The sequence below is a fragment of the Massilia sp. Root335 genome (assembly GCF_001425685.1).
GTDB lineage: Bacteria > Pseudomonadota > Gammaproteobacteria > Burkholderiales > Burkholderiaceae_D > Telluria > Telluria luteola.
On record NZ_LMCY01000003.1, the window covers coordinates 615,566 to 637,924 of the forward strand.

The 22,359-nt window shown below is 70.6% G+C and carries 26 protein-coding genes; 14 read left to right on the forward strand and 12 right to left on the reverse strand.

The features are described 5' to 3' along the window. Entirely contained in the window at positions 1-900 is a 900-nt protein-coding gene (locus tag ASC93_RS03115; RefSeq protein WP_056436702.1) for a hypothetical protein, read from the reverse strand. Positions 901-1,220: 320 nt separating this feature from the next. Here ASC93_RS03115 and ASC93_RS03120 point away from each other — a divergent pair, with 320 nt between their 5' ends. Beyond that, positions 1,221-1,724: a hypothetical protein gene (locus ASC93_RS03120; RefSeq protein ID WP_056436705.1), complete on the forward strand. Its 504-nt coding sequence runs from the start codon at positions 1,221-1,223 to the stop codon at positions 1,722-1,724. A gap of 299 nt (positions 1,725-2,023) precedes the next feature. Beyond that, positions 2,024-3,016: a hypothetical protein gene (locus ASC93_RS03125; protein ID WP_157201718.1), complete on the forward strand. Its 993-nt coding sequence runs from the start codon at positions 2,024-2,026 to the stop codon at positions 3,014-3,016. Between the two features lie 64 nt (positions 3,017-3,080). Here ASC93_RS03125 and sctC read toward each other — a convergent pair whose 3' ends face one another. From sctC to ASC93_RS03175, 10 genes are all read right to left on the reverse strand, one after another. Next, positions 3,081-4,997, reverse strand: coding sequence for a type III secretion system outer membrane ring subunit SctC (gene sctC / locus ASC93_RS03130; protein WP_229412583.1), 1,917 nt, complete (start codon positions 4,995-4,997; stop codon positions 3,081-3,083). Positions 4,998-5,009: 12 nt separating this feature from the next. After that, positions 5,010-6,458, reverse strand: coding sequence for a helix-turn-helix transcriptional regulator (locus tag ASC93_RS03135; RefSeq protein ID WP_082547720.1), 1,449 nt, complete (start codon positions 6,456-6,458; stop codon positions 5,010-5,012). Between the two features lie 208 nt (positions 6,459-6,666). Continuing rightward, positions 6,667-7,497: a type III secretion system export apparatus subunit SctT gene (gene sctT, locus ASC93_RS03140; RefSeq protein ID WP_056436715.1), complete on the reverse strand. Its 831-nt coding sequence runs from the start codon at positions 7,495-7,497 to the stop codon at positions 6,667-6,669. Then, complete coding sequence (locus ASC93_RS03145; protein ID WP_056436718.1) at positions 7,494-7,991, reverse strand: hypothetical protein; 498 nt, start codon at positions 7,989-7,991, stop codon at positions 7,494-7,496. Before ASC93_RS03145 ends, sctT begins: the two co-directional genes overlap by 4 nt. Continuing rightward, entirely contained in the window at positions 7,988-9,310 is a 1,323-nt protein-coding gene (gene sctN, locus ASC93_RS03150) for a type III secretion system ATPase SctN (protein WP_082547721.1), read from the reverse strand. The genes ASC93_RS03145 and sctN overlap by 4 nt, the downstream gene beginning before the upstream one ends. Continuing rightward, positions 9,307-10,089 carry a type III secretion system stator protein SctL gene (sctL, locus tag ASC93_RS03155; RefSeq protein ID WP_162251786.1) on the reverse strand — a complete coding sequence of 261 codons (783 nt, stop codon included), beginning with the start codon at positions 10,087-10,089 and terminating at the stop codon, positions 9,307-9,309. Before sctL ends, sctN begins: the two co-directional genes overlap by 4 nt. After that, positions 10,086-10,694, reverse strand: coding sequence for a type III secretion protein HrpB4 (locus ASC93_RS03160; protein WP_056436724.1), 609 nt, complete (start codon positions 10,692-10,694; stop codon positions 10,086-10,088). The genes sctL and ASC93_RS03160 overlap by 4 nt, the downstream gene beginning before the upstream one ends. Beyond that, positions 10,691-11,458, reverse strand: coding sequence for a type III secretion system inner membrane ring lipoprotein SctJ (gene sctJ / locus ASC93_RS03165; RefSeq protein ID WP_056436727.1), 768 nt, complete (start codon positions 11,456-11,458; stop codon positions 10,691-10,693). Before sctJ ends, ASC93_RS03160 begins: the two co-directional genes overlap by 4 nt. Position 11,459: 1 nt before the next feature. Beyond that, positions 11,460-11,867 (reverse strand): hypothetical protein, encoded by a 408-nt coding sequence (locus tag ASC93_RS03170; protein ID WP_056436730.1) that lies wholly within the window; start codon positions 11,865-11,867, stop codon positions 11,460-11,462. Positions 11,868-11,876: 9 nt separating this feature from the next. Further along, a complete protein-coding gene (locus ASC93_RS03175; protein ID WP_082547723.1) occupies positions 11,877-12,347 on the reverse strand; it encodes an HrpB1 family type III secretion system apparatus protein in 471 nt (156 codons plus the stop codon). 213 nt (positions 12,348-12,560) lie between these two features. Between ASC93_RS03175 and sctU the strand changes: the two genes are divergently transcribed. The 12 genes from sctU to ASC93_RS03230 all read left to right on the forward strand — a co-directional run bounded on the left by sctU (position 12,561) and on the right by ASC93_RS03230 (position 21,318). Further along, positions 12,561-13,613, forward strand: a complete 1,053-nt coding sequence (gene sctU / locus ASC93_RS03180; protein ID WP_056436736.1) for a type III secretion system export apparatus subunit SctU — start codon at positions 12,561-12,563, stop codon at positions 13,611-13,613. A gap of 14 nt (positions 13,614-13,627) precedes the next feature. After that, positions 13,628-15,544: an FHIPEP family type III secretion protein gene (locus ASC93_RS03185; RefSeq protein ID WP_056436739.1), complete on the forward strand. Its 1,917-nt coding sequence runs from the start codon at positions 13,628-13,630 to the stop codon at positions 15,542-15,544. Positions 15,545-15,556: 12 nt separating this feature from the next. Continuing rightward, positions 15,557-16,174 (forward strand): type III secretion system protein SctP, encoded by a 618-nt coding sequence (gene sctP, locus ASC93_RS03190; RefSeq protein ID WP_056436742.1) that lies wholly within the window; start codon positions 15,557-15,559, stop codon positions 16,172-16,174. Between the two features lie 8 nt (positions 16,175-16,182). Then, positions 16,183-17,226 (forward strand): type III secretion system cytoplasmic ring protein SctQ, encoded by a 1,044-nt coding sequence (sctQ, locus tag ASC93_RS03195; protein WP_056436745.1) that lies wholly within the window; start codon positions 16,183-16,185, stop codon positions 17,224-17,226. After that, positions 17,210-17,857, forward strand: coding sequence for a type III secretion system export apparatus subunit SctR (gene sctR / locus ASC93_RS03200; protein WP_056436747.1), 648 nt, complete (start codon positions 17,210-17,212; stop codon positions 17,855-17,857). Before sctQ ends, sctR begins: the two co-directional genes overlap by 17 nt. 4 nt (positions 17,858-17,861) lie before the next feature. Beyond that, positions 17,862-18,122, forward strand: coding sequence for a type III secretion system export apparatus subunit SctS (gene sctS, locus ASC93_RS03205; RefSeq protein WP_056436750.1), 261 nt, complete (start codon positions 17,862-17,864; stop codon positions 18,120-18,122). Further along, positions 18,119-18,967 (forward strand): hypothetical protein, encoded by an 849-nt coding sequence (locus ASC93_RS03210; RefSeq protein ID WP_056436753.1) that lies wholly within the window; start codon positions 18,119-18,121, stop codon positions 18,965-18,967. The genes sctS and ASC93_RS03210 overlap by 4 nt, the downstream gene beginning before the upstream one ends. A gap of 43 nt (positions 18,968-19,010) precedes the next feature. After that, the gene (hrpD5, locus tag ASC93_RS03215) at positions 19,011-19,994 is read left to right on the forward strand and encodes an HrpD5 family protein (RefSeq protein WP_056436757.1); all 984 of its coding nucleotides are present in this window, start codon (positions 19,011-19,013) and stop codon (positions 19,992-19,994) included. 9 nt (positions 19,995-20,003) lie between these two features. Then, positions 20,004-20,237 (forward strand): hypothetical protein, encoded by a 234-nt coding sequence (locus tag ASC93_RS03220; protein ID WP_056436761.1) that lies wholly within the window; start codon positions 20,004-20,006, stop codon positions 20,235-20,237. Positions 20,238-20,338: 101 nt separating this feature from the next. Then, on the forward strand, positions 20,339-20,488 hold the full coding sequence (locus ASC93_RS31585; protein ID WP_200958257.1) for a hypothetical protein: 150 nt from the start codon (positions 20,339-20,341) through the stop codon (positions 20,486-20,488). A gap of 103 nt (positions 20,489-20,591) precedes the next feature. Beyond that, entirely contained in the window at positions 20,592-21,047 is a 456-nt protein-coding gene (locus ASC93_RS03225; RefSeq protein ID WP_056436764.1) for a CesT family type III secretion system chaperone, read from the forward strand. A 46-nt stretch (positions 21,048-21,093) separates the two neighbouring features. Beyond that, complete coding sequence (locus tag ASC93_RS03230; protein ID WP_056436767.1) at positions 21,094-21,318, forward strand: hypothetical protein; 225 nt, start codon at positions 21,094-21,096, stop codon at positions 21,316-21,318. A gap of 44 nt (positions 21,319-21,362) precedes the next feature. Here ASC93_RS03230 and ASC93_RS03235 read toward each other — a convergent pair whose 3' ends face one another. Beyond that, positions 21,363-22,346, reverse strand: a complete 984-nt coding sequence (locus ASC93_RS03235) for a pectate lyase (RefSeq protein WP_082547724.1) — start codon at positions 22,344-22,346, stop codon at positions 21,363-21,365. Positions 22,347-22,359 lie beyond the last annotated feature (13 nt).

Sequence of the window (22,359 nt, forward strand, 5' to 3'; positions counted from 1 at the left end):
CTAGCCGGCGACGTACATGGGTCGGTACACGGCGGCGATGGTCTCGGCCGGGTGGCCGTAGTTCCAGCGCAGTTCCGTGTCCGCCGCGACGTCGCCGGCGGCGAAGAACGCGCCGATCGAAAAGCGGCGGCCGCCTTCGGCAATGACGTGGAAGCGCGCCACCGTCATGTTGTAGCCGTCCCCCGCCTGGGCCACCGGCAGGCCGGCGGCATCGTAGGCGAGCCGGGTGTTGGCCATCGCGAGGATGTTCTCGCCGTCGACGAATGCAAAGTTCCCGCCCGACACGGCGGACAGGATGAACGCGTCGTCGGCGCACGCGAAGTACATGGCCGGCGTCAGCAGCTGGCCGCCGTACACGCCCAGGCATTCGCCGCTGCGCAGGTCGCGCGCGGCGAACACGCCGAGCTGCCCCACGAGCACGCGCTCGCGCGGATCGGCCAGGTCGGCGCCGGCGATGGCGCGGCAGACCAGGCGGTCGTGGTAGGCGGCGGCCAGCGCCGCCGCGCCCGCGTCGGGATCGAGGAACGGCAGCACCGCCTCGCGGCGCGGGTCCTCGCACGCGCCGAACCGGTCCGGCCCGTCCGCCACGGCGACGATGTGGATGGGCCGGTGCCCCGCGTCGCGGAACGGGTAGCGCCCGTCGAGGAGCGGCGAATACGGCAGCCGCGCGACCGGACGGCGCTGCTTGAAGCGCTCGAACATGGCGGCCAGGTGGGCCAGGGCCTGCGCCTCCGCCTGCGCATCGCCGGCCAGCGTGTCGACGATGCGCGCCTTGAGGGCCGGCACGCTGTCGAATATCGCGTCGTGCGCCGCCGCGCCGGGCAGGCGTTCGGCCTGCGCCAGGCAGGTGTCGATCGTCTCGATGAGGGATTGCACGCGGGGGTCGGTCGCTGCGCTCATGGGGTTTCTCGCTTTCTCGGGTGGGCCGCGCTGGTCGGCAGTGGCGCCACGATAGCCCCGCCGGCGGGCGGCCGGCCGCGTCGATGCGAAGCGCGGCGGCGGGAATGCGAAACTTCGCTGGCGGCGCGGCCGGATCGCTTCCCCGCCGCACCCCGCGCACGCGGCGCCCCAAGCTGGACGTACCGACCAACCACCTGGGGTCCCCATGCCACAAACCCGCATCACGGATTATTTTCGACCGGTGAACGACCCGGGCCCGTCGTCCCCGGCACCGGCCCCCCCCGCCCGCCCGCGCCACGCGTCCCGCCCCCGGTGGCCCGGTGGCGCCGGAACTGCAGGCGCGCGCGCCGCAGCCCTATTCGACCGGGTCGGTGAACCGCGGCCACGCGCGCGCCGACCTGGGCGCGAAGCTCGCGGCGTTCTCGGAACGCATGCGGCGCGAACAGGCGCCGCCGGCGCCGGCGTACGTCCTCAGTCACATGACGCAGCCCGCGCCGGCACCAACGGCCGAACCTGCACCGGCCACGCCGCAGCAGCCGCTGTTCGTCCTCAGTCACATGACGCAGCCCGCGCCGGCACCAGCGGCCGAACCCGCGCCGGCCACACCGCCGCAGCCGCAGCCGCAGTTCGTCCTCAATCACACGTCGCAAACGCATGCGCCCCAGCAGCCGCTCTACTACCTCAACCACAATCCGAACCCGGTCTACGCGGACCCGTTCGCGCGCGCGAACCGTCATTCGTACTTTGCGGGCCGGATGACCAACCTGCTGACCGGGCTGCCCAACCGGTTCCTGCCGCGCCGACGCCGCAACGGCGGCGTCTGAGCCGGCGGTCAAACCGTGGACGCGCCGTCCGCATCCACGCCCCGCGTCGCTGCCGCGGCCGCGTTCCCTGGCGCGCGGCTCGTCCCCGACGAACGCAGACAGCCGGCATGGTCGACGGGCCGTTCGACGAAGCGCCGGCCGGACTTCGGCGCCAACCGCACGTCTTCGCATCCCGCCCCGGCCGGGAAGGACCATTCTCTTACGCTATGGTCCAGGAGGATCGCGTTCGCGATTCTGCGCGGCCAGACCTTTTCATTCTCCCGTAACCCAACGCGCGCCTGCGCATCGAGGAGCACAGCATGAGCAGTATATTTACAAAGATGAAACACGCGTTCCAGCATCTCGGCCACGATATCGAGAAGGCCGCCGGCGCGGTCGCCCACGGCGTCGAGCACCTCGCGAAGAAACTGGCGCACGACGTCCTGAACGTGTTGAAGGATGCGCTCGACCTGACCGAAGCGCTCATGGAGGGCAACATGAAACTGGCGCTGCAGGACCTGGCCAAGCTCGGCTCGGACCTGGAAAAGACGGCGGCGGACGCGGCCACCGGCACCGCCGACATGGCCCTCAAGACGCTCGGCGACCTCCACCTCGGCAAAGGCTTCGACCATCTCGTCGAGGATGTCGAAAAAGGATTGGAGACCGTCAAGGATGCGATCAACAAGGGCACCGACGCCGGCCTGAAGGACCTGGTCAATTCGGCCGAGGGCATCGTCGAACACTCGCTCAGCGCCGTCAAGGACCTGGCCCACGGCGACCTCAAGGGCATGATGGGCGAACTCGGCCACGTCGGCGAGGATGCCCTCAACCTGGCCGCCGACCTGACCCCGGAAGGCATGGGCACCACGATCGCGGCCTCGACCCTGTCGGCCCTGCACATCGGCAACGACAAGATCAACGGCGCGATTGCCGGCCTGATGCATGGCAGTGTGGGCAAGGTGGTCAAGTCGGCGGTGGAAACCGGCACGAACGCGGGCGCGACCGCGCTGGCGAACGGCACCGCCAGCGACGCGATCTTCGGCGGTGCCGCGGTGCTGACGGCGGCGTCCCTCGTCCCGGGCGGACGCGGCAAGAAAGGCGGCCACACGACGAGTCGCGTGTCGACGGAGCCGTCGAAGCCGCCGAAAGGCGAGCACAAGACCGGGCACAAGGACGACAAGAAAGCGGACAAGAAGGACAAGAAGGACGAAAAAGACGGCAAGGACGACGACAAGGGCAGCGACAAGTCGCCCAGGATCTTCGTCCTGCCGACGAAGAGCGATGCGTTCACCCGCAACGTCAAGCGGGTGTAAAAGCCTGCGGCCGACATGAAAACGGCGCCCGCGAGGGCGCCGTTTTCGTTTGGCCGGCAGCGTGTCAGGGCGCGGCCGCGGGCACGGCTGCGCGCTTCAAGCGGCAGGCCAGGCGCGGCTTCTTGACGGGGGCCGGCAACACGGCCTGGCGCGCGCTTTCCGTCGCGCCGATGCCCCCGATGGCCGGCGACAGCACCCGCGGGGTCAGCAGGAACATGCGTTGATAGTGCTGCCCTTCGTGCTTGCGATAGCGGAACATGTCGCCGATCACGGGCAGCCGCGAGAGGCCCGGCACCGCCGTTTCGGTATTGTCGTCCTGGGTGACGGAATAGCCCGCGATCAGCAGGCTCTCGCCTTCGGTGATCAGGGCCTGCGTGTCGATGGTGCTGTTGCTCACCACCGGCAGCTGCCCCACCTGCTGGGTGGTGAGCTTGCCGTCCTCGATGTGCACGTCCATGCGGATCTGCTGGGCCCCGCCGGGCGCCGTGATAATCGACGGCAGCACGCGCAGGGACACACCGGCGGACACGCTGTACAGGTCGGCGGACTGGTAGCCGGCCACCTGCACGTAGAACGTCTTCTTGCTGTCCATCAGCGCTTCGACATTGTCGAGCGTCTCGACGCGCGGGCTGGCGGTCACGCGCGCCTGGTCCTTCTGCTGCAGGGCGCTGATGCGGTTGAGCAGGTAGCGGCCGGCGTTGCCGATCACCGTCGTCAGCACGGCGCCCTGGGGCGTGGCCGGCAAGGCGCCCGATACCGGAACGACGCCGAAGCCGGCGGGGTTGAGCGAGTCGGGATTGGCCGCCTGCGGCAGCTGGCCGTTGCCGGTCTGGAGGTCGAGGTGGCCCGAGTGCAGGCGCCAGTCGATGCCCAGTTCGTTCAGGGCGTTGTCGGTGATTTCGATGATGGTCGCGTCGATCTCGAGCACGCCTGGACGCATGTCGAGCGACTCGATCAGGCTGGCGTAGGCGGCCATGTTCCCGGCCCGGTCGCGCACCAGGATGGCGTTGCCACGCGGGTCCGCTTCGATCGACGGCCCGGCCTGGGCGGCCGGCGCGCGTTCCTCCTCCTGCGCTCGCGCGAGCGGCGGCGCCCCGGGCGGCAGACCGGGAGCAACGCCGGAGGGAGCGGCGGCGGGCGCGCCGGGCGGCGTCATGGCGCCGAGTCCGGACAGCGCGGGCAGCGGCGGCACCCGGTTACTCGGCAGGCGCGCAGCCGCGTCGTCCTGGGTTTCGCGCATGCTCGGCAGCCGGTAGGTGTCGCGCCGCACCGGTGCCGGTTCGGCGCCGGTGCCAGGGGTCTGCTGCCCGTACAGGCCGCGCAACAGGCCAGCGACGCCGCGCACGCTCACGCTGCGTCCGTTGATCGTGATGGTCTTGTCGGTGGCCGACGCGTAGCGCAACGGGAAACGCTTCACGACCACGGTATCGCCCGAGACCTGGACATGGTCGATCAGGCGCGCGACGTCGCTGACCAGGTCGACCAGGTGCGGCGGCCCCGACACGACGGCCGTGCGCGACACGTCGTCGTAGCGCACCGGGAAGCGCGGGTCGTCGATCTGCAGCCGGGCCAGCGCCTGGCGCAGGTCGGCGGTGCTCGCATGCTGCAGGCCCAGCGTGGCGCTGCGCGCCTCGTTGGCGCCGTAGATGCGCAGCACCGCCCCGTCGTAGTACCAGAGCACGCCGAACGACGCGACCATCTTGTCGAGGAATTGCTGTGGCGCGCTGTTGAAGCGGCCAGTGACGTTGCCCTCGACCTGCGGCGAGATCCAGGTCATCACGTGCTGGCTGGCGCCGAAATCGCGCAGCACGTCCTTGAGGTCCTTGCGGTCGGCGACGTATTCGAAACGGTTGCCCTGCCACGGAATGCGCTCGGCGTGGGCGGGAGCGGACGCGGTCATGGCCGCGACGGCGGCGGCGACCGCCAGGAACATGGCGAGCCGCGAGGGCCGGCGCCGGCGTGCGGGAGTCGATGGGCTCATGACGGCGGCACCTCAACCGTAGATGGTCTCGGACGGCGACTCGTGGAACTGGCGCCGGTATCCCTTGGCCAGTACGGAGCGGCTCTTCACGCCCCAGCGGCTGGCGGTATCGACGATCGAGCCGTTGACCCGTGCGTCGCTGAGCAATTCGTCGCGGATGCCCTCCAGCCGCAGCTTGCGGATCAAGCCGCCCGGCGTCATGCCGATCGAGCTCTTGAAGGTCATCTGCAGCGCACGTTCCGTCACGCCGATCTGGGCGGCGACTTCGCGCGTGCTCAGGTCGGCGCGCTCGAGGTTCTCGACGATGTGGCGGTAGGCGCGCCGGTATTTCGCCGGCAGGCGGGCGGACAGGTCGTCGACGGCCAGCGCACGGCCGGGCTGCGGATGGATCGCGCCGGATTCGGGCGCCTCGCTGCGCAGGCAACGCAGCGCCTCGGCCGTGTAATTGGCGTAGAGCTTCAGCGCCTGGACCGGATTGCCCTGGCGCGCGGCGATCCGTGCCACGCAATACAGGTAGTCGAAGTTGCAGCGGCGCGTGCCAAGCTCCGTTTCGGTGCGGTTGAGTTTACCCATCACGGCCTCGGCCACGTCGTCGAGGCCGCCGGCGAACGCCGCCAGCGCGATATCGATCTTGGTCAGCAGGCCCTGGATGCCGCTGCGGAAATTGTGGCCGTGGTGCGCGATGGCGATCAGCGGCGCGGCGGCCAGGCGGTCGCCGTCGGCCAGCGCGGCCAGGCGCTCGAGATAATCGTTGCGCTGCGTGATCAGGGCGGGCAGCGGCGCCAGGATGGCCGTGGTGGCGGCGAGCCTGCGCGTGACGTCGGCGCGCTGGTTGCCGGCGTACGTCTGGACCAGCTGCGCCGAGCTCCAGAAGGCGTGGTCGTTCAAGGTGGTGGAGGTGCGGATGCGCAGCTGGACGTCGAACTCGCGCGCCAGCAGCCCGATCACGATGCGCCAGCCCGGCTCCGCGTGGCCATCGGCCAGCGTGGCGGCCTCCAGCAAGGCATTGTCGGCGTCGCGCTGCAGGCCCAGTTGATGCTGCACGAGCGCGACGCCGATCAGGGCCTCGATGCGCTCGCCCGCCGTGGCGGCGCCGTCCTGCACGATGCGGGCGAAGCATTTCGCCGTCGTCGCATAGCGGTCGCGCATCATCAGCTGCCAGCCCGTGTTCCGGCACGACATGATGCGCAGGCGGTCGTTGTCGTTGACAGTGAATTTCTGCGCGCGCCGGTACAGGTCCTCGGCGTCTTCGTCGTAACCGAGCAGCAGCGATGCGTCGCCCGCCGCCACCAGGCGCGCGACGTCGACTTCGCCCAGCTTGCGCGCCGCGCTGTCGAGTACCTCATCGACGGTGCAGTAGGCGCGCTCGGCGGCGCCGTCGAGGATGGCGGCCGCATAGCCGGGCAAGGTGCCGCGTTGCGCAAGTCCGGAACACAGAGCGAAATAAATGGTCGAAAACATGGTGCACCTCCCGGTTGATCTGTTTGCGGCCGGGTTATCCCGGCGACAAGATCATGGTAAGCGCGATACGCCTCGACAAATCTCAACAAACCGCAGCGCAAATCACAACAAACCTCAACTCTCGGTTCATACGAGGCCGAGCCAACGCCAACGCCAACGCCAACGCCATCGTCGCGCTTACGTCGCGCGTGGGCACGGGGTGCCCACCCTACGGCCCCGGCGCGCCGAGCATGCCCTTCGCCAGCTGGGAGCCGAGATCGCCCAGCAGCACGTCGCCCACGACCTGCGACGCGAACACGGCCACCAGCGCGATCAGCATGACCATGCCGATCATGCCGCGCAACGGCTGGCTCAGTGCGTTCGGCTCGAGCTTGTCGGCCGAGCGGGCCATGATGCCGAGGCCGACGTCGACCAGCACCAGTACGAGCATCACCGGCGTGCCCAGCTTGGCGAGCGCGGTCCACACGGTGTCGGTGCGGCCGATCAGGAACGCTTCGGCCGTACTGGCCAGCGTGGGCAGCATCACCTGCGGCGGCCACCATTGATACGACTGGAACAGCGCGCCGAGCAGGAAGCTCATGCCGCCGCCGACATAGAACAGCGTCGTCACCAGTTGCAGCAGCAGGTTCGAGACCGGGGTGCTCTGTTCGCCGCGCAGCGGATCGGTCATCTGGATGTTGTTGAACCCGGCCATGTCGTCGATCAGCGTGCCGACGCTTTGCGCGATCCAGAACACCGGCGCGGCCGCGAAGCCGAACGCCAGGCCAAGGAAGGCCTCCTTGCAGGCCAGTACGATCAGCATCGCGCTGCCGGCCGTCTCGAACGCCTGCGGCGACTGCCCGGACGCGACGAAGAAGGTGAGCACGTAGACGACGCCGTTGCGCACGGTGCCCGGCAACGCGCTGTCGCCGGTGGCCGGCAGCACGATGAAGGCCACCATGATGCGGATGCCGGTGAGCAGCACCAGCACGATCAGCGTGTGGTAGGCGCCGTACCAGTCCATCAGGGCACGGAGCCAGGCGTGGGTATCGTAGGTCATCGTTTGCTCGCATAACGTCGGGCCAGCAGGTTGTCCACCGCTTCCTCGTCGGCGGCCAGTTCGGCGGCGTGGGCAGCGGCGCGGCGCACCTCGTCCAGCCTGGCCCGGCACCGGTCGAGCGCCGCGCCGGCGCGCGCCAGCCGGGCTTCCGCGGCGCGCACCCTTTCCTGGTGGCGCTCCACGGCGCCGGCCGCCTTCTGCTCTTCCTTGCGGGCCGCGTCGAGCGCGTCCTTGAGCGCCACGCGCCAGTTTTCGTGGCGCACGTAGTCGGGCACCGACAGCGCGGCGGCACCGCGGAAGCGCGCGGCCATGCCGTCGGCGTGGTCGCCGCAGCGCGCCTGGGCCTGCTCCACCTCGCGCCGCGCCGCGTCGCGGGCGGCCTCGCGCTCGGCCAGCGCGCGCCGGTCGCGCGCGGCTTCTTCCTCGATGCGCTCGCGGCGCCGGGTCTTGGCGGCGACGATCGCCCGCCACTTGCCGATGGCCGCCGCGCTCATTGCGGTGCGAACCCGGCGACGAATTCGTGGGTGTCCGCGCCGTCCGCGAAGTCGTCGGTGCGCTGGTTGAGGAAGTCGTCGAGCGGGTCGTGCTGCGCGATCGCCTCGTCGGTCAGCGGGTCCGTGCCCTGCTGGTATTCCCCCATCTGCAGCAGCAGCTCGACGTCGTCGTACTTCGCCAGCAGCTTGCGCACGTGCCCGGCGCCGGCGCAGTGCTCGGGCGTGGCGACCAGGGTCATGACCCGGCTCAGGCTGTGCAGCACGTCGATGGCCGGATAGCGGTTGCGCGCCGCCACCTTGCGCGACAACACCATGTGCCCGTCGAGGATGCCGCGCACTTCCTCGCTGACGGGGTCGTTGCCCTCCTCGTCCTCGGCCAGCACCGTATAAAAGGCGGTAATGGAACCGTCCGGCCCCATGCCGGCCCGCTCGAGCAGGCGCGGCAGTTCGGCGAAGACCGACGGCGGAAAGCCGCGCCGGGTGGGCGGCTCGCCGGCCGCCAGGCCGATTTCGCGCTGCGCGCGGGCGAAGCGGGTCAGCGAATCCATCATCAGCAACACGCGCAGCCCGCAGTCGCGGAAGTACTCGGCGATGGCGGTGCCGACGTGCGCCGCCTTGGCGCGCTCGATGGCGGAGCGGTCGGACGTGGCGCACACGACCACGCTGCGCGCCATGCCGTCCTCGCCCAGGATCAGTTCGATGAATTCGCGCACCTCGCGGCCCCGTTCGCCGATCAGGACGATCACGTTGACGTCGCAGGCCGCGCCGCGCGCCAGCATGCCGAGCAGGGTGCTCTTGCCGACACCGGCCGGCGCGAAGATGCCGAAGCGCTGGCCTTCGCCGACCGTCAGCAGGCCGTCGATGACGCGCACGCCGGTATCCAGCGGCGTGTCGACCATGCGCCGCGTCAGCGGATCGGGCGCGGCGGCCATCACGGGGCGCAGCAGCGCGTCCGGCGGCAGCGGCGTACCGTCGATCGGCTGGCCGAGCCCGTCGAGCACGCGCCCCAGGAGCGCTTCGCCCACCGGCACCGACAGCGGGCGGCCCAGGCCGACCACGCGGGTCGCGCGCGACAGGCCGGTCACGTCGCCGAACGGCGCGAGCAGCGCGAACTGGCGCGTGAAACCGACCACCTCGGCGCGCTGCAGCAGGGTGCCGTGCGCGTCGCGCAGTTCGCACAGTTCGCCCAGCATGACGTCGATGCCGCCGACCTTCAGCAGCGTGCCGACGGCTTCGACCACTTTGCCGTGCCGGACGACCGCCGCGGCGTTATCGAGCGCGCCGCCCAGCGCGTCGAGGAAGGCGATGGCGTCGTTCATGGCGTGTCCCAATCGGCGCCGCCGTACGCAGCTTCGTCTTCTTCGTCTTCTTCGTCCTCTTCCTCGTCTTCCTCTTCCTCGCCCACCTCGGCGGCGTCCACGTCGAGCGCCGCGCCGCCGGCCCTGAGCGCGCCGATGGCCCGTTCGAGCGCGTCCAGCAGCAGCGGCAGGCCGCCGGTCACGATGCCATGGTCCCATTCGCACACGCAGCTGCCCGCTTCCGCGTCGGGATCGGCGGTCACCGCCGGGTTCAGCTGCCAGCGGTGCGCCGCGCACACGGCGCCGAACGCCCGGGTCGCGGCGGCGACGTCTTCCGGCGCCACGCGGACCGACAGGTACGAGGCATCGTCGAGGTGGCGCGACAGGTCGGCGCCGATGCGCGCGAACAGGGCCTCGCTGTCGGCGTCGCCCAGCGCGCGCGCGACCGTGCGCAGCACGACGTCGGCGATGCGGTCGCGCAGCGCCAGCAGCGCATCATGCCCGTCCTCCGCGCCGCGCAGCATGGTTTCCTGCGCCGCTTCCAGCGCGCGCGCCCGTCCGGCCTCGTAGCCGCGCTGCTCCGCCGTGTCGTACTCGGCACGCGCCGCCTCCATCATCCGCACGGCCTCGGCGCGCGCGGCTTGCCGGAGCGCCTCGGCTTCCTCTTCGGCGGCGGCGATCAGTTCTTCCACCTGTCGGCGGCACTGCTCGGCGGCGCCGTCGAGGGCGACCAGGCCGGCCATGTCGCCGGCACGCAGGACATCCTGTCCAACACCGATCCCGCCACGCGGCGATCTCAACCAAATAACCATGTGAACTCCGGAAAAATCAGCGCGGCGTCCGCCAGGAAAGGCGTGCTCGCGCCGGTTGTGGCGGGGCGCGCGTCCGCCGCGCCCTGCAGGGTCAAGGCAACCAGCCGCGCCGCGACGTCCAGGGTCAACGCCCCGTCCGCGACGAGCATCGCGTGGCCGCCGGCGGCCAGCGCATCGGCCCCGTCGGGCGGCGCCGCGCCGGCGCCGGGCGCCTGCAGGCCGAGCCGCACCAGCGTGTCGAAAGCCTGTTCGCCGACCGCGCCGGCGAGCAGCCGCCGCTGCGCGCCGGATACGATGCGCCGCAGCGCGCCGCGCGCGGGATACAGGCGCAAGGCGGACAGCACGCGCCGCAACGCGTCCTCGTCGAGCAGGGCCAGGCGGTTGGCGTGCGGACCGAAGCTGCTCAGGGGCGCCGGGGCACCCAGCCAGTCGGCGCGCGCGCCATACCAGGGGCGTTCCGCGCCGGGCGGCACAGGCACGCCCAGGCGGCGGCAGGCGCGTTCGCCCAGCGCGGCCGCCAGCGCCGCCACCCGCCGCTCGTAGGCGGCCAGCCAGCCGGCCAGGCGTTCCGGCGGCAGCGGCACGGCGTTCATACGGCGTGGGTCCCGGAACGCTTGAGCACGCGCTGGACGGCCCCCTTGAGCGAGATGCCGAAGCGGCGCGCCAGCAGCGCCAGCGCGGCGGCCAGCGCAAGCAGGCCGAGCGCGGCGCCACCCCAGCGCCAGGCCGCGGAGCCCTGGTTCGACTCGCGCAAGGCCTCCGGCGCCGCCATGCCCTGCACCATCGTGACGCTGACGTTGTCGTAGGTGAGCCCCTCGACCGCGTGCACCACCAGGTTCTTCAGGTTGGGCGTGAGCGTGGCCACGTCCGTGCCCGGCAGGTACTGGATGAAGACCGCCGCCGACGACGGCTTGACCGTGGCGGCCAGCGGATCGTTGTTCGGCAGGACGATCTGCACGCTGGCATAGGCCACGCCGTCGATGCGCGACAGGACCTCCGACAGCTGCTGCGACACGCCGTAGATGAAGCGCACGCGTTCCTCGGTGGGCGTGGAGATCAGGCCGTCCTTCTTGAACATGTCGCCCAGGTTCTGGAAGCGCTGGTGCGGCAGCCCGTGCGCGCGCAGCACGTCCATCGCGCGGGCGAACTGGTCGCCGTCGATCTCCACGTTCCAGGTCTTGCCGCCGTCGTCGGACTGCTTCGAGGCGTCGACCTGGGCGTCGAGCAGCACCGCCAGCATTTCGTTGGCGTCGCGCTCGGGCAGGTGCGCGAACAGCTGCTTGCTGCAACCGCTCAGCAGCAAGGCCATGGCGCAGGCCAGCACGCCGGCCTTCAGCACTTTCACATGGGTGGCCATATCACTGGTTCTTCATCAAAGTCTGCACCGACGTCTTGACGCCTTGCGCCACCATCTGGCCGCCGTACATCTTGCACGCCATCTGCGCCGCCTCGAACTGGATCTTCGTGGTGGCGCCAACGAGTTCCTGCTGCGACATGAAGGGCGCCTCGGCGGCGAACCGGTCGACCCGCCCGCCGAATTCGGCGAAGGCCTGGTCCTGGCGCGTGACGGCCTCGGTCATCGCCGACGGGCCGTGCGCGCGCGACGCCTCCGGGGGCGCCAGGCGCGCGGCGTCCAGCTTGCTGCGGAACAGGTCGACCAGTTCGCTGGCGGGCTGCGCGCGCGGGCCCGCCGGGGTTGCCGGCTGCGGCGCGGACGGCGGCGCCAGGGTGGAGATCGGCGGCAGGGGCTGGATGGGGATCGTCATGGCGGGCTCCTAGGCACGCAGGTGGCGCTGCTGCATCATCTTCTGCAATTCGGCGAGGTCGACCGGCGCCTCGGCGCCGGCAGCGGCGCGGCGCGTGCTGGCCTTGCCCAGCAGCGCATTGACGATGTCGACGGAATCCTGGTCCTCGTTGCGGTTGATGACGTCGTTGGCGTACGAGCGCCACGACGGATCCTGCAGCCCGTACAGCGCCACGGCCAGGAGGGCGCTGACGTAGGGGCCGAACGCGCCGCGCAGGGGGCGCTGTTCGAGGTCGCGCAGGTAGCGCAGGGCGCCGGCGAAGTCGTGGCGGCGGATCAGCATCCAGGCGTCGTAGGCGTGCAGCTCGACGAAATTCGGACGCAGGATGTGCAAGGCGGTCAGGACCCGTTCGGACTGCTCGAGATGGCCATGCTTGGCGCCGAACATCAAGACCTCGATCAACGCCGCTATCAGGCGGTTACTGCATTGGGACACGGGCATGGTTCGCTCCTGTTGGGTGGGCCGCACGGCGCGGCATGACCGACACCTTACCGGCCGGCCGGCCGTTCCCGCGGGCCGGAGCCGAAATCCCCGCGCGCCAAACGAAGACCCGGCTTCGCCGCGCCGGACTTCGCATGCGCCGCCGCCGCTTCGCGCGGGCCGCCGGCCGGCCGCGCCGCGCCGCCGACAATGCCGATCGGAAGGGGGGACGCCATGTCCGACGAAAAAACCGAACAACCCAGCGACAAGAAGCTGCGCGACGCGCGCCGCGACGGCGAGACGAGCAAGAGTACCGACCTGCCGTTCGCCGCGATCCTGCTGTGCGCCTGGCTGGGCTTTTCGCTCGCCGGCGGGCGCATGGCAGAACAACTGCGCCTGCTGCTGCTCGACGGACTCGACGTCAAGCGCGCGCAAAACGACCTGCGCGTGGCCGACGCGCTCGTCGCCGCGGCCACCCACGGGCTGATCCTGGTGCTGCCGGTCGTGGCCGTCGCGGCGCTCGCCGCGGTGGGCGCGCTGGTCGCCCAGGTCGGCCTGCAGACGTCGTTCAAGCCGCTGGAACTCAAGTTCGACGCCATCAACCCGGCGTCGGGCCTGAAGCGCATCTTTTCGCTGCGTTCCCTGATCGACCTGCTCAAGTCGGTGCTCAAGGCCCTCTTGATCGGCGCCGTGCTGTACCGCACTGGCATGCTGCTGGTGCCGCTGGTGCTCGGGGTGGTGTACCAGCCGGTCGGGGGCCTGGCCGACGTCGCCTGGGGCGTGCTGTGCAAGGTGTTCGGCGTGGCCGGCGTGCTGTACGCGATCGTCGGCGTGGCCGACTACGGCATCCAGCACTGGCTGTTCGTGCGCGACCACAAGATGAGCAAGGACGAGGTCAAGCGCGAGAACAAGGATTCCGAGGGCGACCCGCACATCAAGAACGAGCGCCGCAAGCTCGGGCGCGAATTCGCCAACGCCGCGCCGAACGAACCGGTGGCCAACGCCAACGTGGTGGTCGTCAACCCGACCCACTACGCGGTGGCGCTGCGCTACGACCCCGGCGAGACGGGCCTGCCGCGCGTGATCGCCAAGGGCGTCGACGGCGACGCCAGGGTGATCCGCGAGCAGGCCATGCGCTTCGGCGTGCCGATCGTCGGCAACCCGCCGCTGGCGCGCGCGCTGTACCTCGTGGCGGTCAACGATGCCATTCCGGAACCGCTGTTCGATTCGGTCGCCGCCGTGCTGGCGTGGGTCGAGGACATGCGGGCCCCGAGCCCCAACCCATGACAAAGAGGACGCCCATGAAATCATTCCGCCTGAACGACCTGGGAGGGGAAGTCTCGATCGCCGTGCTCATCGTCGCGGTGATCGCCCTGATGATCCTGCCGCTGCCGACCGTCCTGATCGACGGCCTGCTGGCGCTCAACATCACGATCAGCGTGCTGCTGCTGATGGTCACGCTGTACATCCCGAACGCGACGTCGCTGTATTCGTTCCCGTCGCTGCTGCTGTTCACCACGCTGTTCCGGCTGTCGCTGAACATCGCGTCCACCAAGTCGATCCTGCTGCACGCCGAGGCGGGCCACATCATCGAAAGCTTCGGCGAGCTGGTCGTCGGCGGCAACCTGGTCGTCGGCCTCGTGGTGTTCCTGATCATCGCCATCGTCCAGTTCATCGTCATCGCCAAGGGGTCGGAACGGGTGGCCGAGGTCGGCGCCCGCTTCACGCTGGACGCGATGCCGGGCAAGCAGATGAGCATCGATGCCGACGTACGCGCCGGCAACCTGACCGCCGAGGAGGCGCAGCGCCGCCGCACCATGCTGTCGATCGAGAGCCAGCTGCACGGCGGCATGGACGGTGCCATGAAGTTCGTCAAGGGCGATGCCATCGCCGGGCTGGTGATCACCATGGTCAACATCGTGGCCGGCATCGTCATCGGCGTCACCTATCACAGCATGTCGGCGGCCGAGGCGGCCGACCGCTTCGCCGTGCTGTCGGTGGGCGACGCGATGGTGTCGCAGATTCCCTCGCTGCTGATTTCCGTCGCGGCCGGCGTGCTCATCACCCGGGTGTCCGACGAACACAGCAAGCCGCGCTCGCTCGGCACGGAGATCGTCAAGCAGCTGGGCACCAATTCGCGCGCCCTGTACAGCGCGGCGGCCATGCTGCTCGGCTTCGCGCTCGTGCCGGGCTTCCCGTGGCCGATGTTCCTCGTGCTCGCGGCCGCGCTGTTCGCCGGCGCGCGCATCATGGGCAAGCGGGTCCTCGACCGCGAACCGGCCGCCGGCCCGGAACTGTCCGCGCTGCGCGCCGACGGCGCCAAGGGCCAGGCCCCGACCATCGGCGCGCAGGCGCCGGCATTCTCCGCGCCGCTGTCCGTGCGCCTCTCCCCCGCGCTCGCGCAGCGCCTCGATACCGCCGAGCTGAACCGCGCATTCAACATCGCCCGCACCGCGCTGGTCGACGAACTGGGCCTGCCGTTCCCGCGCGCCGCCGTGTGGACGGCCGACGCCCTCGCCGGCCTGGCGTACGAGATCATGCTGCACGACGTCCCGCAGCCGGCGACCGAATTGCCGGCCCGGCCCGAGCGTCCCGAACGCGCGCTGGCCGACGCCGTGGGCGCGGCGGTGCGGGCGCATGCCCACCTGTTCATCGGCGTCCAGGAAACCCAGTGGATCCTCGACCGGGTCGGGACCGAGTATCCGGGCCTCGTCGCGGAAGTCCAGAAAGTCATGCCGGTGCTGCGCATCGCCGAGGTCCTCAAGCGCCTGCTCGAGGAACACGTCCCGATCCGCAACCAGCGCGCCATCCTCGAGAGCCTCGTGAACTGGGGCGCCAAGGAAAAGGACCTGCTGCTGCTCACCGAATACGTGCGCGGCGACCTCGGCCGCTTCATCGCCCACCGCGCCGCCGGCGGCGGCCAGCTGGCTGCGATCGTGCTGGACGTCGAAGTCGAGCAGACCATCCGCCAGGCGATCAAGCAGACCCCGGCCGGCAATTACCTGACGCTGGAACCGCAGCAGATCGACCGGTTGCTGGCGTCGCTGGAACACCTCGTCGGCGCCAATCCGCCGCCGAATCTCGCGGTCGTCACGTCGATGGACATCCGGCGCTATTTCCGCCGCATGATCGCGCAGCGGCTGCACTGGCTGCAGGTGTATTCGTTCCAGGAACTGGGCGACATCGACCTGCGCCCCGTCGGCCAGCTCGGCCTGTAACGGGAGGCACCGATGACCCGCATCCGCTCGCCGCGCGAACTGCGCATCGTGGTGGCGCAACCGCCGGCCGCCGGCACGCGCTTCGGCCAGCTGCTCGACCAGGCGCGCCAGGCGCTGGACCGGCCGGACCGGGGCGCGCCCGCCGGCGACGACGGCGCGCGCGACGACGGCGACGAGGCAGGCCAGGAACGCCACGGCGGCGACGGCCATGCGCCGGACCGTGTCGGCGCCCTGCCTCCGCCGCCGCGCCCGCGGGTGCCCGGCGCCGCGCGCGACGTCTCGACCCGCGCCATCGGCGCACGGCTCGTCGCCCACTGCGCCCGCGCCGCCGAGGCCGAGCTGGTGGCCGATCACCTGGCCGAACGCATCGCCCGCTTCTGCACCAGCCCCGCGCTGGAGCACGCGGGCGGGCGCTGGGAGGTCGTGGTCGAACTCGACCCGGCCATCCTGCCGCACACCCGGCTCCACCTGCTGCTTTCGGACGGCACGCTAGCGCTTCGCTTCGACGCCCGCGACGCCAGGGCCCGCCAGCTAATCTGTGACCACGGCAGCGCATTGCGCAGCCGACTTGAAGCTCACCTTGAAGCGCGCCCCGGCGCGCGCATCACGGTCCATGTGGAAGTGAACTGAGGAAGCCCATGCAAACCACAACGGCAACCATTGCGCTCGCGGACAGGCTGCGCCACTACACGCCGGCGCTGGCCGGCCTGGCGCGCGCCCTGTACGACGCCCGCGGCGCGCTGCACGGGAGCGTGCGGGCCGTGCCCGCCGGGCAGCCGCGCACCGGCAAGACGGCGCAGCTGACCATCGCCAGCGGCCAGGGCGAGTTGCACGTGCACGTCGAGGCCGGCGCCGCCTTCGAGGCGATCGCCCTCGAACCGGACGCAGCGTGCCGCGCCGCGGTGGCCAGCCTGTACCTGGCGGGCCCGCTGGAAGCGCTGGCGCGCCATGGCATGACGCGGCCGGCCGTGCAGGACCTGCGCCTGGCCGCGCCGCCCGCCGGCCGCACCGGCGTGCTGCACCTCGAATACGACCACGATGGCGCCACCGCCACGGCCACCGTGGCCGCGGTGTCCGGCACGCTGGCCGCCGCGCTGGCGGAGCGCATCGGTCCGCGCGGCCGCGCCGCCCTGCCCCCGGCGCTGGCCTCGCTCACCCTGCCGACCACGCTGCGCCTGCGCACCCGCCACGCCACGCCCGCGCTGCTGCGCACCTTGCGCGCGGGCGACGTGCTGCTCGGCTGGCCGGCCGCACCCGGCCTCGCGCCGCACGCGACACTCGACCGGGCGACCCTGCTGTGGGGCGCCGCCAACGGTCACGCCGTCCATGCGCGCGCACGCATCGATTCCCGCAACGTCATCCTGGAAAGCCATCCCGCCACCATGAGCCACGATCCCGACCTGTCCCTGCGCGCCGCGCCGGACGCCGCCTCCACCCCGATCGACGTCAGCGACGTCGAACTGCCGGTCCACATCGAAGTGGTGACGGTGAACCTGCCGATCGGGCAGATCGCCGCCCTGCAGCCGGGCTATCTCCTCACCCTGCCGGTCGCGCTGGCCGACGCCGAGATCCGCCTGGTGGCGCACGGCCAGACCCTGGCCTTCGGGGAGCTCGTCGCCATCGGCGACCAGCTCGGCCTGCACATCCGCCGTATCGCGAGCGCCGATGAACGCCGCGCCTGACGTCGGCTCGCTGCTGATCGCCGCGCTCGCGCTCGCGGTCCTGCCGTTCGTGGCGATGGTGGTCACGTCCTACACCAAGATCGTGGTCGTGCTGGGCCTGCTGCGCAACGCGCTCGGGTTGCAAGGCGTGCCGCCCAACTCGGTCCTCAACGGCGTCGCCCTGATCGTGACGTGCTTCGTGATGGCGCCGGTCGGCATGGACGCCATGCACCGCGCCCACCTGTCCGGCGAAGGCGCGGCCGGGGCCCAGGTCATGCCGCTGCTCGACGCCGGGCGCGAGCCGTTCCGCGCCTTCCTGCAAGCCCATGCGACGGCGCGCGAGAAGGCGTTCTTCCTGCGTTCTGCGCGCCAGATCTGGCCGCCGGCGCGCGCGGCCGAACTCAAGGACGACGACCTGATCGTGCTGGCGCCGGCGTTCATCCTGAGCGAGCTGACCGCCGCCTTCAAGATCGGTTTCCTGCTGTACCTGTCGTTCATCGTGATCGACCTCGTCGTCGCAAACGTGCTGATGGCGCTCGGCCTGTCGCAGGTCAGTCCGACGAACGTGGCGATCCCGTTCAAGCTGCTGCTGTTCGTCTCGCTCGACGGCTGGTCGATGCTGGTCCACGGCCTGATCTCCACCTACAAGTGACGTCATGGAATACGATAACCTCACCCACCTGACCGCCCAGGCACTGAAGCTGTGCCTGATGGTGTCCCTGCCGGCCGTCGCCGTGGCCGCGCTCACGGGCCTCGCCGTCGCCTTCCTGCAGGCGATCACGTCGCTGCAGGACTCGAGCATTTCGCAAAGCGTGAAGCTGGTGATCGTCACCGTCGCCATCATGGTCAGCGCGCCCTGGGGCGGCATGGCGGTGCTGAGCTTCGCGCGCAGCCTGTGGGAGGTCATGTTCGTATGAGCATCCCGCGCATCGGCGGCGGCTGGCTGCCGCCCCTCCCCGCCGCGCCGGACACGCCCCGGCCGGCCACCCAGACCGACCAGCCGGCGGCGCAGGAACCGCTGCCGCTGCTGCCGCACCTGCGCCGCCACGGGCCCGGCCTGGCGGCCCGGCGCCGCGCGGCCAGCCGCAAGAAGCGCGACGCCGACAATCCGCACGGCGCCGATCCCGGCGCCGAAAGCGAAGACCTGCTCATGATGCTCGAGCAGCACCTGCTGCGCGACGACCGCCAGGTGGCGCAGACCGGCGAACGCAACGCGCGCGACCAGCAGTCGTCGTCGCAGGGGCGCGACCCCGGCGGCGCCGGCGGCTTCGGCCGGCAGCAGGCCGCCGCCGATGCCGGGCCGCGCACCGCCCCCCGCTGGACGATGCGCGCGGTGGCGCGTCCGGCGCGCGACGACAACCGCCTGCTCGCCCAGTGGCGGGCCGCGGCCACGGCCAAGGACGCCCGGGCCCGCGCCGAACGCGCGCTGCTGGCGCTGCCCGCGGTGGTGAAGCGCGCCGCCGCGCCGGGCGCGGGCCCGGCCGCCAGCCCGACTTACCCGATCCTCGCCATCGTGCGCGCATTCCTCGCGATCCCGGAGACCGAGCGCACGCGTCCCGCCACGCTGGCGGACGTGCGCGACCGCCTGCTGGCCGCGGCCAGGCCGGCCGGCGCGGGACGCCCGCCGTCGGACGCCGAGGAGTCCATCAACCTGCTGCTGCCGATCGTCCTGCTGAACCTGGGGCGCCACCGGACACGCGAAGGCCGCGCGCTCGGCATGTCCGCGCTCGCCGCTTTGATCCGCCGCGGCCGCGGCTGGTGATCCGGCTGCCGCAACCGCATCACACTGAATAGGAGATTCGTTCATGACCAAAGAACTTCGCATCCTGACCGGCTTCCACGCCGGCGCCCGGATACAGTTGAATCCAGCGACGATGTCGATCGGTGCGGAAACGACGGCCGACATCCTGATCCAGGACTGGAACGAGGGCACCATGCAACTGGCAACCGACACGCAAGACCGGGTAACGATCGCCGCCGCGGGCACGGCCGGTGCCCCGTCGACGCTGGACGATTTCACGCCGCGCCGCTTCGGCGACGTGGTGCTGTGCGCCGGACCGTCCGACGCGCCGTGGCCGTCGGACGTGCAGCTGCTCGAAACGATGCTCGCCGCGCCGGCCGCCGCCGATGCCGATGCCGCCACGGACGAACCTGTGCGCGTACCGCCCGCCCCGCGTGCCTCGTGGACGCGTACCGGGCTGGTGGCGATGCTGGTCGGCTCGGTCGGCGCCGGCGCCCTGGCGCTGGCCGTGGGCAAGACGTCGCAGGCGGCCACGCATCCGCTCGCCCGGGTCGGCATCGCCGACGTGCGGGGCGCGCTCGACCGCCTGCAGGAGCCCGGCATCGAGCTGCGCGAGCAGCCGGACGGCTTCGTCGCCAGCGGCATCGTGGCGAACGCCGCGGCGGCCCGCAAGGCGCACGCCAGCCTGCGCAGCGTCGCCGGCAGCCGCCTGCGCTGGCAGGTCAAGCCGGCCGACGACATCGCGCGCGAACTGGCCGAATCGCTGCACGAGCCGCACGTCACGGTGCGCTACGCCGGCGCCGCGCGCTTCGAGGTGGCCGGCACGGCGCGCCAGCCCGCCGCGGTGCGCGACGTGGTCGAGCGCTTCCGCAACGACATGGCGCCGCTGGCGCTCACGGTCGGCGTGAAGGTCGAGCGAATCGACGAACTGGCCGTCGCGGGCAAGGTCGATTCGGCCCTGCATGCGGACAGCGTGCGCTACATCGAATCGAGCGACGGCACCAAGAACTTCCTGGCCGACGCTTCCGGCAACACCACCTTGCAATAGGAGACCGCAATGTACGAAGTCATGACCGAAGCATTGATCGACGTGCTCGACGACCTGCCCCAGGCGGGCACCCAGGCCAGGCGCCACCACGAGGTCCGCGCCGCGGCGCAGGCCCTCGACAGCCTGGCCGACGCCTGCGCCGCGCGCTCGACCGACACGGCGAGCACCGAAGCCCAGGCCGGGCGCGCGGTGGCCGATGGATTCCGCGCCGCGGCCCAGTTGTGCCGCCTGGCGATCCAGTAGTTCCGCCAGCCATGTGCCAAGCGCACGGCCGGCAAACCAGCGTGTGCGGCAATACCGCACACATATCCAGCAGTAATCCACTTACTTTCAGGAGAAACATCATGGCAGACGCACCCGTCACTCTGAACACCGGCGCCCAGATCGCAGCGATCGAGGCCGCCGCCGCAGCCGAAAATGCGATCAACCTGGCCACCCTGCATGCCAAGATCAGCACCATGGGCCTGAAGGCGGCCAAGGACATCGTCCAGTAAGGTCGACGGCGCGCCATCGGGCCGCGCATGGCGCGCCGGCCGGGAGCCGCAACCCGCTCCCGGCCGGCCTTTTTTTATTTCACCGGTGCGACGGAAAAGAACGATGAGCCTCGAACGACGCGATCAACTGATCCACGAAATCTGCGCGCTGCGCGACGTGCCCGGCGCCGACGAGGTGCTCGCGCGCGGCGTGCTCGACATCGACAGCTTCGACGTGGCGATCGACCATTTCGAGGAAGACGGCGACGCGGTGTACGTGACGTTCCAGTACGGCGTCGTCACGGCGGGCCGGACGCTGCGGGTGTTCCGCCTGCTGCTCGAAGCCAACCTGGCCGTCTACGCCCAGGACCAGGCGCAGCTCGGCCTGGAAGTCGACACCGGCGCCATCGTCCTGATTGCCCGCGTGGCACTCAACGAGGAGGTCGACGGCAAGTGGCTGCTCGCCATGATCGAGCACTACGTCGAACACGGGCGCTACTGGCGCGACAACATCTTCAAGGCGCGCGACGACATGTTCGAGAACCTCGCACGCGGCGACTACGTCTGGCTGCGCGCATGAGCCGCCTTTCCCCTCCACCGGCAACCGACACTTTCAGGAGAACGACATGACATCCACGAGCAGGACCGGGAGCAAACCGCCTTCGCCGCCGGAGAAGACCGACAAGACGAAGGACAAGAGCAAGGACAAAGACAAGGACAAGGACAAGGCCGACCAGGACGCCCTGGACCAGGCCATCGGCACGCTCGGCATCATGATGCTGCAGAAGGTCCTGCAAGGCGCCAAGCGGCGCCGCGCCGAAATGAACGAAGACGATCCCGACGCCTTCTGATCCCGCCCGGCACGGGCGACGCTGCCGCGCCGCCCGCTTTCACCTCACCCCGAATATGGCTTGTACGAGACCTTGTCGGTGCCACTGATCCGGGCGGCATCCGGCGTCAGTGCATCCATCTTCATGCCGCCATCGTCGATGCCCGAGAAACTGGCGCTCGACGTCTTCGAATCGGTGCGGAACAGCGATTCCTTGACGTTCTCGAACGTCGAATCCTCCACCGTCAGCTTCGTCGTGATCGGCTGGCCGCCGTTCGTGCGGAACACCTTGCCGGCGCCGTTGACGTAGACGTTCCTCATCAGCACCTCGGCGTCGCCATTGTCCTGCACCACCTTGTCGGAACCGTTGTAGAACGAACTGTTCGTGATGACGACCTGCGCCGGCCCTTTCGGAATGTCGTCGACCGACATCCCGGACAGCTTCGCGTCGTGGATGCGGTTCTTCGCGCCGTCGATCGTGATGGCATCCTCGCCGATGTCGCGGTTGACGACGTGGTCGAGGTTGGCGCTGCCGATCAGGTGGATGCCGTCGGCGCCCGAGTACTGGACGTTCTTCAGCGTCGCACCCGGTTCGAGGATGAACACCGGCTGCTGGTGCTCGCCCTGGGAACCGTCGCCGAGCGCCTTCGTCGGCCGGTAGTACTTGCCGCCGCCGTCGAAGGTCTCGCCGGCCTTCACGATGATGGGCTTGTCGACGTCGACGACGCCGGTCGGCTTCGGCATCGGCTGGCCGCGTTCCGGCCTGGCGCCGTCGGGCACGTGGGTGTGCACCGGCGGCCGGGACGTCTTCTTCCGCTTGGTTTCAGGTTCGCCGTCCGCATCGTTATAGGGCGCCGCCGGCACACTGGCCGTGCGCTTGGGCCGGTGTTCGTGGTCGTCGTCCCTGGCCTGCTGCTTCAGCTTGACGGACAAGTGGTCGAGCCGCCTGACCCATTCGTCCGTCTGCTGCTGCGGGGACGGCCCGGCCGGGGGCCTGGGGAAGTCGGGAAGACTCTGTGGGGGATAATGGGCATGCACGCACGTGCTCATGTCGGTACCTGTA

Excerpts from the sequence above, each read along its gene's own strand:
- ASC93_RS03115 (WP_056436702.1), bottom strand. The coding sequence starts at position 900 with ATGAGCGCAGCGACCGACCCCCGCGTGCAATCCCTCATCGAGACGATC.
- ASC93_RS03125 (WP_157201718.1), top strand. The coding sequence starts at position 2,024 with ATGAGCAGTATATTTACAAAGATGAAACACGCGTTCCAGCATCTCGGC.
- sctC (WP_229412583.1), bottom strand. The coding sequence starts at position 4,997 with ATGAGCCCATCGACTCCCGCACGCCGGCGCCGGCCCTCGCGGCTCGCC.
- ASC93_RS03135 (WP_082547720.1), bottom strand. The coding sequence starts at position 6,458 with ATGTTTTCGACCATTTATTTCGCTCTGTGTTCCGGACTTGCGCAACGC.
- sctT (WP_056436715.1), bottom strand. The coding sequence starts at position 7,497 with ATGACCTACGATACCCACGCCTGGCTCCGTGCCCTGATGGACTGGTAC.
- ASC93_RS03145 (WP_056436718.1), bottom strand. The coding sequence starts at position 7,991 with ATGAGCGCGGCGGCCATCGGCAAGTGGCGGGCGATCGTCGCCGCCAAG.
- sctN (WP_082547721.1), bottom strand. The coding sequence starts at position 9,310 with ATGAACGACGCCATCGCCTTCCTCGACGCGCTGGGCGGCGCGCTCGAT.
- ASC93_RS03160 (WP_056436724.1), bottom strand. The coding sequence starts at position 10,694 with ATGAACGCCGTGCCGCTGCCGCCGGAACGCCTGGCCGGCTGGCTGGCC.
- sctJ (WP_056436727.1), bottom strand. The coding sequence starts at position 11,458 with ATGGCCACCCATGTGAAAGTGCTGAAGGCCGGCGTGCTGGCCTGCGCC.
- ASC93_RS03170 (WP_056436730.1), bottom strand. The coding sequence starts at position 11,867 with ATGACGATCCCCATCCAGCCCCTGCCGCCGATCTCCACCCTGGCGCCG.
- ASC93_RS03175 (WP_082547723.1), bottom strand. The coding sequence starts at position 12,347 with ATGCCCGTGTCCCAATGCAGTAACCGCCTGATAGCGGCGTTGATCGAG.
- sctU (WP_056436736.1), top strand. The coding sequence starts at position 12,561 with ATGTCCGACGAAAAAACCGAACAACCCAGCGACAAGAAGCTGCGCGAC.
- ASC93_RS03185 (WP_056436739.1), top strand. The coding sequence starts at position 13,628 with ATGAAATCATTCCGCCTGAACGACCTGGGAGGGGAAGTCTCGATCGCC.
- sctP (WP_056436742.1), top strand. The coding sequence starts at position 15,557 with ATGACCCGCATCCGCTCGCCGCGCGAACTGCGCATCGTGGTGGCGCAA.
- sctQ (WP_056436745.1), top strand. The coding sequence starts at position 16,183 with ATGCAAACCACAACGGCAACCATTGCGCTCGCGGACAGGCTGCGCCAC.
- sctR (WP_056436747.1), top strand. The coding sequence starts at position 17,210 with ATGAACGCCGCGCCTGACGTCGGCTCGCTGCTGATCGCCGCGCTCGCG.
- sctS (WP_056436750.1), top strand. The coding sequence starts at position 17,862 with ATGGAATACGATAACCTCACCCACCTGACCGCCCAGGCACTGAAGCTG.
- ASC93_RS03210 (WP_056436753.1), top strand. The coding sequence starts at position 18,119 with ATGAGCATCCCGCGCATCGGCGGCGGCTGGCTGCCGCCCCTCCCCGCC.
- hrpD5 (WP_056436757.1), top strand. The coding sequence starts at position 19,011 with ATGACCAAAGAACTTCGCATCCTGACCGGCTTCCACGCCGGCGCCCGG.
- ASC93_RS03220 (WP_056436761.1), top strand. The coding sequence starts at position 20,004 with ATGTACGAAGTCATGACCGAAGCATTGATCGACGTGCTCGACGACCTG.
- ASC93_RS31585 (WP_200958257.1), top strand. The coding sequence starts at position 20,339 with ATGGCAGACGCACCCGTCACTCTGAACACCGGCGCCCAGATCGCAGCG.
- ASC93_RS03225 (WP_056436764.1), top strand. The coding sequence starts at position 20,592 with ATGAGCCTCGAACGACGCGATCAACTGATCCACGAAATCTGCGCGCTG.
- ASC93_RS03230 (WP_056436767.1), top strand. The coding sequence starts at position 21,094 with ATGACATCCACGAGCAGGACCGGGAGCAAACCGCCTTCGCCGCCGGAG.
- ASC93_RS03235 (WP_082547724.1), bottom strand. The coding sequence starts at position 22,346 with ATGAGCACGTGCGTGCATGCCCATTATCCCCCACAGAGTCTTCCCGAC.